Source organism: Chromatiales bacterium, from assembly GCA_020445605.1.
Taxonomy (GTDB): domain Bacteria; phylum Pseudomonadota; class Gammaproteobacteria; order JAGRGH01; family JAGRGH01; genus JAGRGH01.
In genome coordinates, this window is the sequence record JAGRGH010000052.1 from 38,666 (window position 1) to 51,133 (window position 12,468).

A 12,468-nucleotide genomic window follows, 5' to 3' on the forward strand; every position below is an offset into this window, starting at 1 on the left:
ATGCGCCCGTCGGACTGGGACGACCCGTCGGTCTGGCCCGCACCCGCGAAACTCAATCTCGGGCTGCGCGTCGTCGGCCGCCGGTCCGATGGCTACCACCTTCTCCAGACCGTCTTTCAGCTGCTCGATTTCGGTGACAGCCTGCGGTTTTGGCCTGCCGAGTCCGGGGCGATCAGCGTTGAACCGACCCTGGCCGGCGTCTCTGCGATCGATGACCTCTGCGTTCGTGCCGCGCGCCGGCTTGCCAGTCACGCGGGCGTGGCGACCGGCGTGCGCATCGGGCGGGTCAAGCGCATCCCGCTTGGCGGCGGCCTCGGTGGCGGGAGCTCGAACGCCGCGACGGTTCTGCTTGCGCTGAACCGGCTCTGGAACCTCGGGCTCGAAATTGACGAACTCGCGCAGATCGGACTCGGACTCGGCGCCGATGTGCCGGTGTTCGTGCGCGGGTGCAGCGCGTTTGCCGAGGGGGTCGGCGAACAGCTCCGGCCGGTCCGCCTTGCGGCGCGCTGGTTCGCCGTATTTACCCCGGCCGTTGCGGTGTCGACCGGCGCGGTGTTCGCCGATCCGCAATTGACACGTGACGCCAAACCACTGAAAATGCGCGACTTTCTTCGCGCTGGTCCAGAGAACGGTCTGGAGTCCGTCGTGCGCCGGATGGCCCCCGAGGTTTCCGTGCTGCTGGACTGGCTGGCGACGGAAACGGCCGACGGTGGGCTTACGGGCTCGGGATCGAGCGTTTACGCACCCTGTCCGTCGTATGCGGCGGGCACCGCGCTGCTGGCCCGGTGCCCGCTACCGGTTTCGGCTTTCGTTGCGCGGGGCGCCGATCGCTCGGCGACCCTGTCGAGGCTGGATCAGGCATAAGTCGCGCCAGAGCGCACCAGACGTTTGGGGCGTCGCCAAGTGGTAAGGCAACGGGTTTTGATCCCGTCATTCCCAGGTTCGAATCCTGGCGCCCCAGCCATTTATGGCGCCAGGATGAGAACCTGGCAGGTTCGACAAAATCGCCGGGAGCGATTTTGAACGCGCGCAGCGCGGCCCGCAGGGCGCAGGGCAGGGACAGCCCGGAGTAATCCTGGCGCCCCAGCCATTTATGGCGCCAGATTGACGGCGCGAGGATGAGAACCTGGCAGGTTCGACAAAATCGCCGGGAGCGATTTTGAACGCGCGCAGCGCGGCCCGCAGGGCGCAGGGCAGGGGCGTGGTTGGGGAACCCAGCGTCGCGAGTGGTGCTGATTTGTTCGTACTGGATCGAGACCGAGCATGATCGTATTCGCGGGAAATTCAAACCGACCACTCGCCGAGGCCGTGACTGCGTATCTAAACCTGTCGCTTGGTCGCGCGTATGTCGGGCGCTTCAGCGACGGTGAGATCCAGGTCGAGATCGAGGAAAACGTCCGCGGCCGCGACGTGTTCGTCGTGCAGTCGACCTGTGCCCCGACCAACGAGCACCTGATGGAGATGCTCGTGATGGTCGATGCGCTGGTGCGCTCGTCGGCGGGTCGCGTGACAGCGGTGATTCCGTATCTCGGCTATGCGCGCCAGGACCGTCGTCCGCGTTCGGCCCGGGTGCCGATCACGGCGAAGCTGGTCGCGAAGATGATCGGAGTGGCTGGCGTGGACCGGGTGCTGACCGTGGATCTGCACGCCGACCAGATTCAGGGCTTTTTCGACGTGCCGGTCGACAACGTTTATGCCTCGCCGATATTGCTTGGTGATGTATATCGGCAGAAATACCCTGATCTGATGGTCGTATCGCCGGACGTCGGCGGCGTGGTGCGCGCGCGGGCGCTGGCCAAACGGCTCGATGGCGCGGATCTGGCGATCATCGACAAGCGACGGCCGCGCCCGAACGAGGCGAAGGTCATGAACATCATCGGCGATGTCGAGGGCCGCAGCTGCGTGCTGGTCGATGACCTCGTGGATACGGCCGGCACCCTGTGCCAGGCCGCTGCCGCGCTCAAGGAGCATGGCGCAACGCGGGTTGCGGCGTACTGCACGCACCCGGTGCTGTCCGGCCCGGCGCTGGCCAACATACGCGCATCTGCGCTCGATGAACTCGTGGTCACCGACACGATTCCGTTGAGCGATGCGGCGCGTGAAATTGATCGGATTCGTCAGCTGTCGATTGCCGAGCTGCTCGGCGAGACGATGCGACGGGTGTATGACAACGAGTCGGTCAGTTCACTGTTCGTGGACTGATCGGACTGCGTGGTCACAGCGGGCTGCGAGCCCGAAGGGTGCATCGCCCTGGTCGCGGGGTGATGTGGTTGTAACGCTCAAGACACCTTTGAAGGTGAGGTTATGAAAGAGACATTCGAAGTTGAAGTTGAACTGCGCAAAGACGTGGGGAAGGGTGCGAGCCGCCGCCTGCGTAGCGCGGGTATGGTTCCGGTCATCCTATATGGCGGTGACGAAGCACCGCTGAACCTGATGACCGAGCACAATACGTTCGCACATCATCTGGAAAACGAGGCCTTCTATTCGCACATTCTGTCGCTGAAGCTCGACGGCAAGGTGCACAAGGCCGTGCTGAAGGATCTGCAGCGCCATCCCTCCAAGCCGTTCCTGATGCACGCCGACTTTCAGCGTGCCAGTGGCTCGCAGGTGCTGCGCATGCATGTTCCGTTGCACTTCCTTGGCGAGGATGTGGCGCCGGGCGTCAAGGCGGGCGGGCAGATCTCGCACAACATGATCGATGTCGAGGTCTCCTGCATGGCGAAGGATCTGCCCGAGTACATCGAGGTGGACCTCTCGCAGGCGAACCTTGGCGATGTCGTGCATCTGTCTGACCTGAAGATTCCGGCAGGCGTGGAGATTCTCGCGATGGCCCATGGCGAGGACGCCGATTTGGTGGTCGCGAGCGTGCACGCGACACATCTGACCGACCTTGGTGATGACGAGGCTCCGGCCGAGGGCGCCGAGGGTGCGGCCGAACCCGCCAAGGGTGAGGACTGATCCGCAGACGCGACCGCGCGGCAGAAAAGCCGCGCGGTCTTTTTTTCACCTTGAGTAACCGGGATGCCGATCAGCCTCATCGTTGGCTTGGGCAATCCGGGCAATCGCTACACGGAAACCCGGCATAACGCCGGGTTTTGGCTGGCAGATCAGATCGCGCGCCGCTACGGCGCCGTGCTTCGCGCGGATGCCCGCTTCCATGGTCTGATTGCCGAGGCCGTCATTGGCGGCCGACGGCTGCGCATTCTCGAACCACAGACCTACGTCAATCAAAGTGGCCGCAGCGTGGCGGCGACTGCCCGGTTCTACAAAATCCCCGCGGACGAAATCATCGTCGCGCATGACGATCTCGACCTGCCCGCAGGCACGGTGCGTGTGAAACGTGGCGGCGGGCATGGCGGGCACAACGGTCTGCGCGACATCATCCCGGCGCTCGGAAGTGCCGAATTTGTGCGCGTTCGGCTCGGCATTGGCCATCCAGGTCACCGGGATGCCGTCGTTGATCACGTGCTGAAGCCGGCCTCACGTGAAGATCGTGCGGCGATTGATCAGGCGATCGACGCTGTGCTCGACGAAGTAGAGACGCTGGTTCACGGGGAGATTGATGCCGTGATGAACCGGCTGCACCGTCGGTCGGAATGACCGGGCGGGGCCCGCACATCCCTGTGCCGGGCCGGAAGTCGGGGGCTCCGATGGATCGCCGGAGCCCGGGATTTTCCTAGGTCGCCTTGAACACGTAGGCCGGTTTGATCCAGCGAACGAGCAACGGCAGGATCGCGAGCGCCGTTACCACGTCAATGATCAGGGCTTCACCGATAAATACGCCAAGTCCCCAAGTGTTGGCGAGGCTTGTTGACACTAGCGGTATGAAGCTGCCGAGCAGCACGACGACCGAAACGAGCACGGCTGAACCGGTTGTATTGAGCGTGTTCTGTAACGATTTGTCCCAGTCGTTGCCGGTGGCGATCATCTCTTCGCGTAGCCGCGACACCATGTAGATGCTGTAGTCGACGCCCAGCCCCATTGAGATGCTGAGCGTTACCAGCAGGTGAAACGCCAAGTTGCCGGACCAGTTCTCAACGGACGTAAAGTACCCTCCCAACCCATATTGCGCGAACAGGGTGACGAACAGCAGGCTGATGAGGATGATGGCGACCGAGAACGAACGGAACATCAGGGCCGAGATGATGAACACAGCAAGCGCTGTTTGCAGCGGACTGCGCAGCCATTCCTGTTCCGCAACCTCTCGCGTTGCCTCGGTGGCGCCGAGGAATCCGCCCACGGCGGGTCGGACATAGTTCGGACCGTCGACGGACAGTTCGTTCGTGTCGCCGGACAGGTCGTCGGCGGGTCCGGAGCGCAGACCGAAGTGCACCTTCGAAAAGCCAGGGTCGTTCTTGTGGTCTTCGATGTACTGCTGGATGTCCATCGTGACCTGGTGGGTTTGCACCGGGTCCATCGTGTTGATGAAACCCATCACCGCGCCTTCGTTCCAGTTCTTGGCGACAAAGGAATCCATGTCGCCGGGGCTGGTCATCGCCTCGAGCAGGCCGTTGTAAAGCTCGGTGATGCCATCCGGGCTGCGGTCGTCGTCCGGATTGAGCTTTCTCAGGTGTTCCAGCGTCGGGATTGCAAGATCCCTGAGCTGCGGCTTTTCGCCAGGTTCGGCGGCAAGCAGCATGTTGACGAGCCGGATGTACTGGGCATACGAGCCGGTGAACCCGATGTACGGGTGAGCCCGCATCCAATTCTCGAGTTTTTCAACGTCACCGAGTACGTCAGCATCGTTGAAAACGCCCTGTGCGCCGCATGGATCCGGATCCCAGCACTGGAGTTCGGCCTTGTACTTTTCGCACTGCGCCAGACGTTCAGCCCGGTTCTCGATGTCATAGAGGGATTCGGGGAAGGGCTGGTCGGAACAGATATCAAACGTCTTCTCGCGACCGCGAATCGGAATCGACACCGAGATGACGCCCGGCATGATCCGGTTCAGCTGAAGCAGATCCTGAATCGTCTCGGAGGACTCCTTGAACGCCGCGCGGGCGTAGTTGATGCCGCGTTCGACTCCGGGCATCAGATTGTCCGAAGTAGCCTGATAGATCTTCGTGTAGTAGACCGAAAGCCCAATCACAACCGCCACGAATGCGAGCGGCAGGATCTTTCCCGGACCGGTGGTCAGTTTCGCCAGGAATCCACCGACCGCCTGTTCCCAACCGTGCGAGGTGCTGAGTTCGCGCTTTTTGAACGGGAAGGTCATCAGCAACAGCGGGATCAGGGTGGTTGTCGTGATCAGCAGGGTCGCCATGCCGAACATGCCGAAATACGCATAGTCCTTGTAGAACGAGATGTCGACAAGGGCCAGCGTCGCGAATCCGGCCATGTCGGTTACGATCGACAGGGTTGCAGGCACGATGGTCTGGCTGACGGCGGTCTCGGCCATATCAGCACATTCGCAATCCGGATTCTTGTCCATCTCGACGAATGCACGACGGGTGATCTGCACCGAGTGGCCGATGCCGATCGCGAGCAGAAGCATAGGCGTCAGTACCATCATGGTGGTCAGCTTGAACTGGGTGAAGCCCATCAGGCCCAGTGTCATCGTGATCGTTGCACCCACGCCAAGCAGCGGGAAAATCGCCGCTTTCAGGTTGCGGAACTCGAACCACAGCACCGCGATGACAATGCCCACCGAAATCGCGAACAACCACCACTTGTTTACGAGATCACGCAGCATCCAGGCGAGGAAGTACGGTTCGCCAGCCACCCGAACTTCCACGCGCGGGTCTTTGGCGTACTCCTGCGCGAGGGCGTGGACTTCGTCCACCCACGGTAGATAAATCTGCTTGACGTCATCGGTGTAATCAGCGATGACGTACGCGGCCTTGGCCGTACAATTCGGATCGTTGTCCGAGGTGTCGAAGTTGTCGTATTCCAGGAACTGACAACGGGTGCCGTCCGGGCGCATGTACGACACCAGCATCGGTGCCATGACGGGGTTTGATTCGATTCCCTCGCGCAGAAACGCCAACTGCTCGGCGGCCTTTTCGGGGTTTTCGGTGTCGATGCCCGCCGTGGGGATCAGTCGTTTGAACACGAGCCCGTTTTCATCGGCGCTCATGTACTTGATTTTCTGCGCGGCGATGTCGATGAAATTTTCGGGCCGCGACGTCGGCAGTGCCTCAAGTTTGCGGTGCAAGTCTTGGAGCATGTTGATCAGCCATGGCTGATAGATGTCTCCGTCCTTGACCCGCAGCGCAAACACCATGAGATTGCCCATGCCGTAGTTATGCTCGGCATAGAGGTTTGTTGCCACATACCGATTAGTCGGCGGAAGCAGGGTGTCCGGGTCGTTGCGTATATCCAGCTTCGGCACTTGTGTGGCCGCGGCAAGCGTGACCAGTACCACGAGCAGGATGATGAGCTTGCGAAAGCGGATGGCCCAGCGGGCATAACGGACCGGCAGACTCGCCGGAGCGGCGGCGCCGCTGGCGGAAGATTCACTCATGGCACACTCCAGGGCAAACGCTTGGGCTTATTGTTGTGGGAAAGCTCTGTCTACATCAGAGCTTTCCGCGGGGCGGCATGGCGCCTCGTTCGTCAATGGCCAGGGCCATCGGTTCTCAGCAAAAACGAAAGATCCGAATCTTTCGTTTTGGCTGCTCTGCTGGTCCACGATGGACTGCTCAGAGCTATTTTCAGACCAATTCCTCAGCAGCCGTAGCGGCTGAGAGGGTGGAGAGCGCCGCATCCGCGTGAACACCACGCGGATGCGGCAACGGACATGAAGCTAGTCGAGCAGGACCTTCACGCCCGCCTGCACGTTCGAGCTGTTGTGGAACTGGCCGAACAGCGAATTGCTTTCGCCCCAGTAATGGTTCCACTCGCCGGTGAGAATGATGTTGTCGGTCAGGCCCCACTCGACGTCCAGCCGGTTCCAGCGACCGCCAATATCCTCAAGAATCAGGATGTTGTTGACGCGGCCCTGCTGTTCGCCGCCGATCGGCTTCGAAAGGAACAGCGAGAAGAAGTTCTTGAACTCCTGGCCCTTCGCGAGGCCGTTCTCGAGATGCAGGAACGCCGGGTCGGCGGTGTAGCGACCGCAGTTCACCGGGTTCGGCGTGGTCGAGCAGTCGGCGCCCGTGATGCTGTCTTTGTCCGAATCCTCGAAGTCCAGGTTGATGAACTGGATGAATTGTGTGCTGACCAGGAGGTTGGTCAGAACCGTGATGTCCACACCGAGCACGTATTTGAAGAAGTCCGCCTTCTCCGGTTTGAGACCCTCGGTGATGTTGCCGATGCCAAGTTGGCTGCGGTCGACCACGGGTACGCGCACGTCCTTGTCGTAGAGGACCTCGCCGCGGACGACGACCGGAATCGTTCCGGCATCAAACGCAAAGTCGAACGACCCGCCGAGGCTATGTACGCGGTGCACGGTTTCCTCGAACACGAGCTTCGCCGGGGCATCCGGCATCACGCCCGGGATGAAGCCCGTTGCGGCGCTGGAGTTGTATACCTCGGGGTTGCCGATCGGATCGGGGTTGGCCTCGCAGCCCGTGGTGTCGCCGTTCTTGCACAGGCGCACCGTGGTGACGGTCTCGCCGGTCGGGGCCGGCACCGGGCCGAACATCGGGTGCATGATGATGTTGCTGAAGTCAAATCCGGGTGCCTGGGTCAGGAACGGCGTGAGTTCCTGACCGGTGACAGGGTCTTCCCAGTGGATGCCCACCGACGGGTTGTGGTCGTAGTGGTAGAAGTAATTGACCGAGAAGTTCAGACCGCTGTCGGTCGACTGACGCCAGCGAAAACCGACATCCGGGTTTTCGTGCGTCGGGTAGTTGCGACGATACTCACTGGTGGCGCCGTTGAAGGTGTCAAAGGTCGTGAACGAGGCCTGCGACATGTACTCGAACGGGTTGTTCGGATCCCACGCGTCATAGACATCCGTCACCAGATTCGTTACGCCGTTGTTGCCGCCCAGCGGCACGAAAAACGGCATCATCGGATCCGGCGAGATGTTCAGCGTGGCTTCCGTCTGCGCGATCGCATTGAGCATGGTCGGGCAGCTGGTGCCGAGGCCCGGGAGCCCTGGCACACCACCTACGCAGAACGGAGTCTGACCGTCGATGAAGTTCTGCACCGTGAAGTTGCTGCCGCTGACACCTTCCAGATTCGGCGTGGAACCGAAGAACGGGTTCATCGGATCCGGGTTGAAGGTGAAGCCGGCAGCGAACAGATTGAACGCCTGAGCAGTCGCGCCGAGTCTGGGCACGATGTTCAGGAAGCCATTGACCGAGCCGGTGATGGAATCCACGCCCTTGAACAGGAACGGATGGCCGGGGTCGCCGGAGCTGTTCAGGCCCGGGATCAGGTTTTCCTGGCGGCGTGAGGCGATGAACTCGATGTTGCCGGGCCCGATGTTGGATTCCGCGGCGATCATGGCGGTCGGGATGCGCGAGTCCTCGAACGCGTTCTGCACGAATTCGCGATAATCCGTGCCGTTGACGATGTCGAGCAGCTTGATGCCGTCGGCGGTGCCCCAGACGCGTTGTGCAAGCCCGGCGCGGACATACCAGTTCGCGATGTTGATATCCGCGTAGAGTTCGCGTATCCAGTCCTGCTGCGAGTGCACCTCGTGGCCTTTCCACTTGTTGTTGACGCCCTCGGAATCATAGATGGCGTTGATCTCGCCGTGCCAGGTGGCGTTCTCGCCGAGTGCGCCGTTCAGGAACAGCTTGAGCGAGTTCTCGAACTTGCCGAAATGGCTGTGGTGCGAGTCGTCGTCGCCGTAGAAGCGCGCCTCGCCGTTGAACTGGCCATCGCGCGTGAACACGGCGGTTTCGTTTTTCAACACGCCGCTGATTTCGATTCCGCCGACGTCGGGGATGTCGAATGCAGAGGCCTGGGACACGGCCAGCGCGGATGCGATTGCCCCGGCGATCAGGCTGAATTTATTCATTTCAATTGCTCCCCAGCAGTGGAGTTGGGCATTGGTTTCATTGATCGTTGTTCGGATGTGGGCGCAGCCACTCGTGTGCTGCACCCGACCTCAGCGTTACTTCTTGATTCGACGCAGCGTGGATTCCGTCCAGAGGTCTGCTTCCAGACTGGCGTCGTTCGTGCGTACGACACTCTTCGGGATGACGGCCCAGGTCTCGTGCCCGGTGTCTTCATTGCGGCCGTACCAGTAGGCCCAGGTGTTGGCGCGCGGATCGGACATGTTCAGGCTACGCCAGTCGCGATCAATGGTTTTGATCTTCTTGTCGCCCTTGAAATATTCGGTTCGGTAGTCCGAAAAACTCTTGGTGTCGATGTAGCCGATGCGGCAGTCGTACCACCAGCTTTCGAACTTGGTGCAGCTCTTGAGCTTGTAGACCTGCTTGCCTTTCGCCTCGCAGGAGCCGCTGGTCGGGACGTCCTTGGTGTACTTGTTGCGGTCGCCCTCTGCGATCTGCATGAAACCGAGGCAGTCGTTGAAGGTCTCGGTGCCGAGAAGCGTGTGATTCTCGTGACGCGGCTTGCGCAGGGTCACGTCGCCGAACGTGAAATCCGTGCCGCCCCAGGCGTCGTCGTGGGCCGGCTGGCCAAAGCGGCGAATCTTGCGCAGGGCCGGCAGCCAGATCATGTAGGACTGCGACTTTTCGTCGTCGACATAGTCCTCGATCAGCATGCCCGTGCCCCGCAACTTGCCGGAGCGGAAGATCGCCAGATCCTTCGCGCGGGTGGTGCCGTCGGAGTAGTCGTTATTGAGAAAACGTTCGACGGTCAGCGTCAGCGGGGTCTCGCCCTTGTCGCCGGTCAGGATGACGGTAATGTCGTCGTCGACCTTTTGTATGGAGTAGTTCTTCAGGGCGTAGAAATGGTTGACGAAGTAGACCTGGTTGGCGATTTCGTCGGCGCTGGGGGTGCCGCTCGGGTACGGCAGGTCCGGCGTGACGGCCGCCGATACGAGCAGCGGAAAACCGAAAACGGCGCTTGCAACGATCGAGCGGCGCAGGGCGGGCGCTTTGGACATGGGCTTTGTCTCCTCCAGCTTCTTGATATGGGGGCCAGGTGGGCAACCGTGCACGACAGTGGGCCTTTTATAGGCCTTCTTCGGCAATCTCATAAAAGCTAACGCACACTATTAATAATGTCAATTTCTGGAGCCCACGCAAGGCTCGGTCACCTTGGCGCCCGACGTTGCACCTGCAACGCTGCCGTAAAAACACGGTGAGCGCGTTCAGCCTCGTGATGCCGGTGCGCGCCCGATGCTGTGGTAGTCAAATCCGGCGGCGGCGACCTCGGCCGGTTCGTAGAGATTGCGGCCGTCGAAGATCACGCGCCCGCGCATGCTGCGTGCGAGCAGGTCAAAGTCGAGCGAGCGGAACTCGGTCCATTCCGTCGCGATGGCCAGCGCGTCCGCGTCGCGGACGGCGTCCAGAGCGCTGGCGGCGAACTCGATCCGGTCCTGATCGCGCAATTGCAGCCTTGCGTTATCGGCCGCGACCGGGTCGTAGGCCCGCACCGTGGCGCCGGCTTCGAGCAGGGATTCGAGCAAAACCAGCGCCGGTGCTTCGCGGAGATCGTCGGTGTTGGGCTTGAACGCCAGCCCCCAAAGCGCGATGGTGCGCCGCGAAAGATCGCCATCGAAATACCCCAGAATGCGCTCGCCAAGCAGCTGTTTCTGCTGGTTGTTGACGGTCTCGACGGCATCGAGCAGAGCGGCTTCGATGCCGGCCTCGGCTGCGGTCCGGCGCAGTGCGCGCACGTCCTTGGGAAAACACGAGCCGCCGTAGCCGATCCCGGGATAGATGAAGTGGTAGCCGATTCGCGGATCGGCCCCGATCCCGCGACGCACGGCCTCGATGTCGGCGCCAAGCCGCTCGGCGATCCCGGCCATCTCGTTCATGAAGCTGATCTTGGTGGCGAGCATCGCGTTGGCAGCGTACTTGGTGAGCTCGGCCGAGCGCCGCTGCATGATGATCAGCCGGTCGTGATTGCGGTTGAACGGCGCGTACAGGCTGCGCATCCCGGTCGCGGCGCGTTCGTCGTCGGTGCCCACGATGATGCGGTCCGGGCGCATGAAATCCTCGACGGCCGCGCCTTCCTTGAGGAACTCGGGATTGGAAACGACCGCCGGCGTGGACTTGAGTCCGCGCGCGGCGAGCTGATCAGCGAGTACGGCCTCCACGCGGTCGCAGGTCCCGACCGGGACGGTGGACTTGACCACGACTGTCGGCGAGGCCCCGGCTGGCAGGCGCGAGCCGATTTCCCGCGCAACGGCCAGCACGTGGCGCAGATCCGCCGAACCGTCCTCGTCGGGCGGCGTGCCGACCGCAATCATCTGAACCTGGCCGTGTTCGACGGCCAGCTGCGGATCCAGCGTGAATCGGAGCCGACCGGCGCGCTGGGCGTCGTGCACGATTTCGTCCAGGCCCGGCTCGTGGATCGGAATTTCTCCGCGGTTCAGCGCGTCGATGCGCTCGGGGTTCACATCCATGCACAGAACCTGGTTGCCGACCCGGGCCAGACAGGCCCCGGTGACGAGGCCCACGTAGCCGACCCCGAATACGCTGATCTTCATGGCTGATCGCTGTTGCGAAGCGGCGCGCGGCCGCGGTGAATGCGGCGGGCCGCACCGTGGCGCGGCCCGAGGTAGCGCGCGATTCTAGCAGCCCAGGATGCTGTTCTGATGACCCCGTCGGCCGCCGATGGGCTGGCTCCGGACGGGGTCCGTCGGACATTCTGCTGATTCGCGATCCGCGCTGGATCGCGGTATTCGATATTGACACTCCGCGCAAACTTTCGGAGAATGACCGGCTATTTTTCGGAGGGGTTCCCGAGCGGTCAAAGGGGGCAGACTGTAAATCTGCTGGCTCCGCCTTCGGAGGTTCGAATCCTCCCCCCTCCACCAAAGTCCAGGGTGATTCGGTCCAGGACACGGGCGGTCTGGCATGGCCTGCGGAGCGATGAGCCCCGCGCCGGCTGGAGACCCGGCCGGGAACGATGCGGGCGTAGTTCAATGGTAGAACCTCAGCCTTCCAAGCTGATGGTGTGGGTTCGATTCCCATCGCCCGCTCCATTTCACGTGAGGTGGTGGTTCTGGACCGGCGCCTGCCCGCCCGGACGCGGGGCTGGAACTGGTGACTGGCTGGGCGACAGAGCCGGGGCGAAACCCCGAGGAGCGCAGGGTACCTGCAACATTATGATTTAGGCCCATATAGCTCAGTCGGTAGAGCACTTCCTTGGTAAGGAAGAGGTCACCGGTTCAAATCCGGTTATGGGCTCCAGATCGTGGCCCGGGCGCTGATCGGCGCCAGGCCGGAACAGTCAGCCTTCCAAGCTGAGAAAGCAAGAGCAAGCAAAACCTGAATTTCATCAGACAAGAGACGGAATCAAGACGATGTCCAAGGCGAAGTTCGAGCGCACGAAGCCGCATGTGAATGTCGGGACGATTGGTCACGTGGACCATGGCAAGACGACGTTGACCGCGGCGATCACCACGCACCAGTCGAAGAAGTTTGGTGGTGA

At 61.9% G+C, this 12,468-nt stretch carries 9 protein-coding genes and 4 tRNA genes; 9 read left to right on the plus strand and 4 right to left on the minus strand.

The genetic code is table 11. The annotated features are described in order from the left end of the window. From ispE to pth, 5 genes are all read left to right on the plus strand, one after another. Positions 1-864, plus strand: coding sequence for a 4-(cytidine 5'-diphospho)-2-C-methyl-D-erythritol kinase (ispE, locus tag KDG50_13220; protein ID MCB1866376.1), 864 nt, complete (start codon positions 1-3; stop codon positions 862-864). Positions 865-889: 25 nt separating this feature from the next. Next, positions 890-964 (plus strand) — tRNA-Gln (locus KDG50_13225). 299 nt (positions 965-1,263) lie between these two features. Further along, positions 1,264-2,202, plus strand: coding sequence for a ribose-phosphate diphosphokinase (locus KDG50_13230; GenBank protein MCB1866377.1), 939 nt, complete (start codon positions 1,264-1,266; stop codon positions 2,200-2,202). A gap of 102 nt (positions 2,203-2,304) precedes the next feature. Beyond that, positions 2,305-2,958, plus strand: coding sequence for a 50S ribosomal protein L25/general stress protein Ctc (locus tag KDG50_13235; protein MCB1866378.1), 654 nt, complete (start codon positions 2,305-2,307; stop codon positions 2,956-2,958). Between the two features lie 63 nt (positions 2,959-3,021). Continuing rightward, positions 3,022-3,600: an aminoacyl-tRNA hydrolase gene (gene pth / locus KDG50_13240; GenBank protein MCB1866379.1), complete on the plus strand. Its 579-nt coding sequence runs from the start codon at positions 3,022-3,024 to the stop codon at positions 3,598-3,600. A gap of 76 nt (positions 3,601-3,676) precedes the next feature. Here the strand turns inward: pth and KDG50_13245 are convergent, their stop codons facing one another. The 4 genes from KDG50_13245 to KDG50_13260 all read right to left on the minus strand — a co-directional run bounded on the left by KDG50_13245 (position 3,677) and on the right by KDG50_13260 (position 11,521). Beyond that, complete coding sequence (locus KDG50_13245; GenBank protein MCB1866380.1) at positions 3,677-6,463, minus strand: MMPL family transporter; 2,787 nt, start codon at positions 6,461-6,463, stop codon at positions 3,677-3,679. Positions 6,464-6,745: 282 nt separating this feature from the next. Continuing rightward, the gene (locus KDG50_13250; GenBank protein ID MCB1866381.1) at positions 6,746-8,914 is read right to left on the minus strand and encodes an RNA polymerase-associated protein rapA; all 2,169 of its coding nucleotides are present in this window, start codon (positions 8,912-8,914) and stop codon (positions 6,746-6,748) included. Between the two features lie 96 nt (positions 8,915-9,010). Beyond that, positions 9,011-9,970 carry an outer membrane lipoprotein-sorting protein gene (locus KDG50_13255; GenBank protein ID MCB1866382.1) on the minus strand — a complete coding sequence of 320 codons (960 nt, stop codon included), beginning with the start codon at positions 9,968-9,970 and terminating at the stop codon, positions 9,011-9,013. A gap of 207 nt (positions 9,971-10,177) precedes the next feature. Next, positions 10,178-11,521 carry a UDP-glucose/GDP-mannose dehydrogenase family protein gene (locus KDG50_13260; protein MCB1866383.1) on the minus strand — a complete coding sequence of 448 codons (1,344 nt, stop codon included), beginning with the start codon at positions 11,519-11,521 and terminating at the stop codon, positions 10,178-10,180. A gap of 245 nt (positions 11,522-11,766) precedes the next feature. Here KDG50_13260 and KDG50_13265 point away from each other — a divergent pair. The 4 genes from KDG50_13265 to tuf all read left to right on the plus strand — a co-directional run. Next, positions 11,767-11,851, plus strand: a tRNA-Tyr gene (locus KDG50_13265). A 94-nt stretch (positions 11,852-11,945) separates the two neighbouring features. Next, positions 11,946-12,019, plus strand: a tRNA-Gly gene (locus KDG50_13270). A 132-nt stretch (positions 12,020-12,151) separates the two neighbouring features. Further along, positions 12,152-12,227: transfer RNA gene (locus tag KDG50_13275), tRNA-Thr, on the plus strand. Positions 12,228-12,340: 113 nt separating this feature from the next. Continuing rightward, positions 12,341-12,468, plus strand: a 128-nt coding sequence (tuf, locus tag KDG50_13280; protein ID MCB1866384.1) for an elongation factor Tu, incomplete at its 3' end; no start/stop codon positions are given.

What these genes read in the sequence shown, in the direction of transcription:
- ispE (MCB1866376.1), top strand. Translation starts at nt 1, where the DNA reads ATGCGCCCGTCGGACTGGGACGACCCGTCGGTCTGGCCCGCACCCGCG.
- KDG50_13230 (MCB1866377.1), top strand. Translation starts at nt 1,264, where the DNA reads ATGATCGTATTCGCGGGAAATTCAAACCGACCACTCGCCGAGGCCGTG.
- KDG50_13235 (MCB1866378.1), top strand. Translation starts at nt 2,305, where the DNA reads ATGAAAGAGACATTCGAAGTTGAAGTTGAACTGCGCAAAGACGTGGGG.
- pth (MCB1866379.1), top strand. Translation starts at nt 3,022, where the DNA reads ATGCCGATCAGCCTCATCGTTGGCTTGGGCAATCCGGGCAATCGCTAC.
- KDG50_13245 (MCB1866380.1), bottom strand. Translation starts at nt 6,463, where the DNA reads ATGAGTGAATCTTCCGCCAGCGGCGCCGCCGCTCCGGCGAGTCTGCCG.
- KDG50_13250 (MCB1866381.1), bottom strand. Translation starts at nt 8,914, where the DNA reads ATGAATAAATTCAGCCTGATCGCCGGGGCAATCGCATCCGCGCTGGCC.
- KDG50_13255 (MCB1866382.1), bottom strand. Translation starts at nt 9,970, where the DNA reads ATGTCCAAAGCGCCCGCCCTGCGCCGCTCGATCGTTGCAAGCGCCGTT.
- KDG50_13260 (MCB1866383.1), bottom strand. Translation starts at nt 11,521, where the DNA reads ATGAAGATCAGCGTATTCGGGGTCGGCTACGTGGGCCTCGTCACCGGG.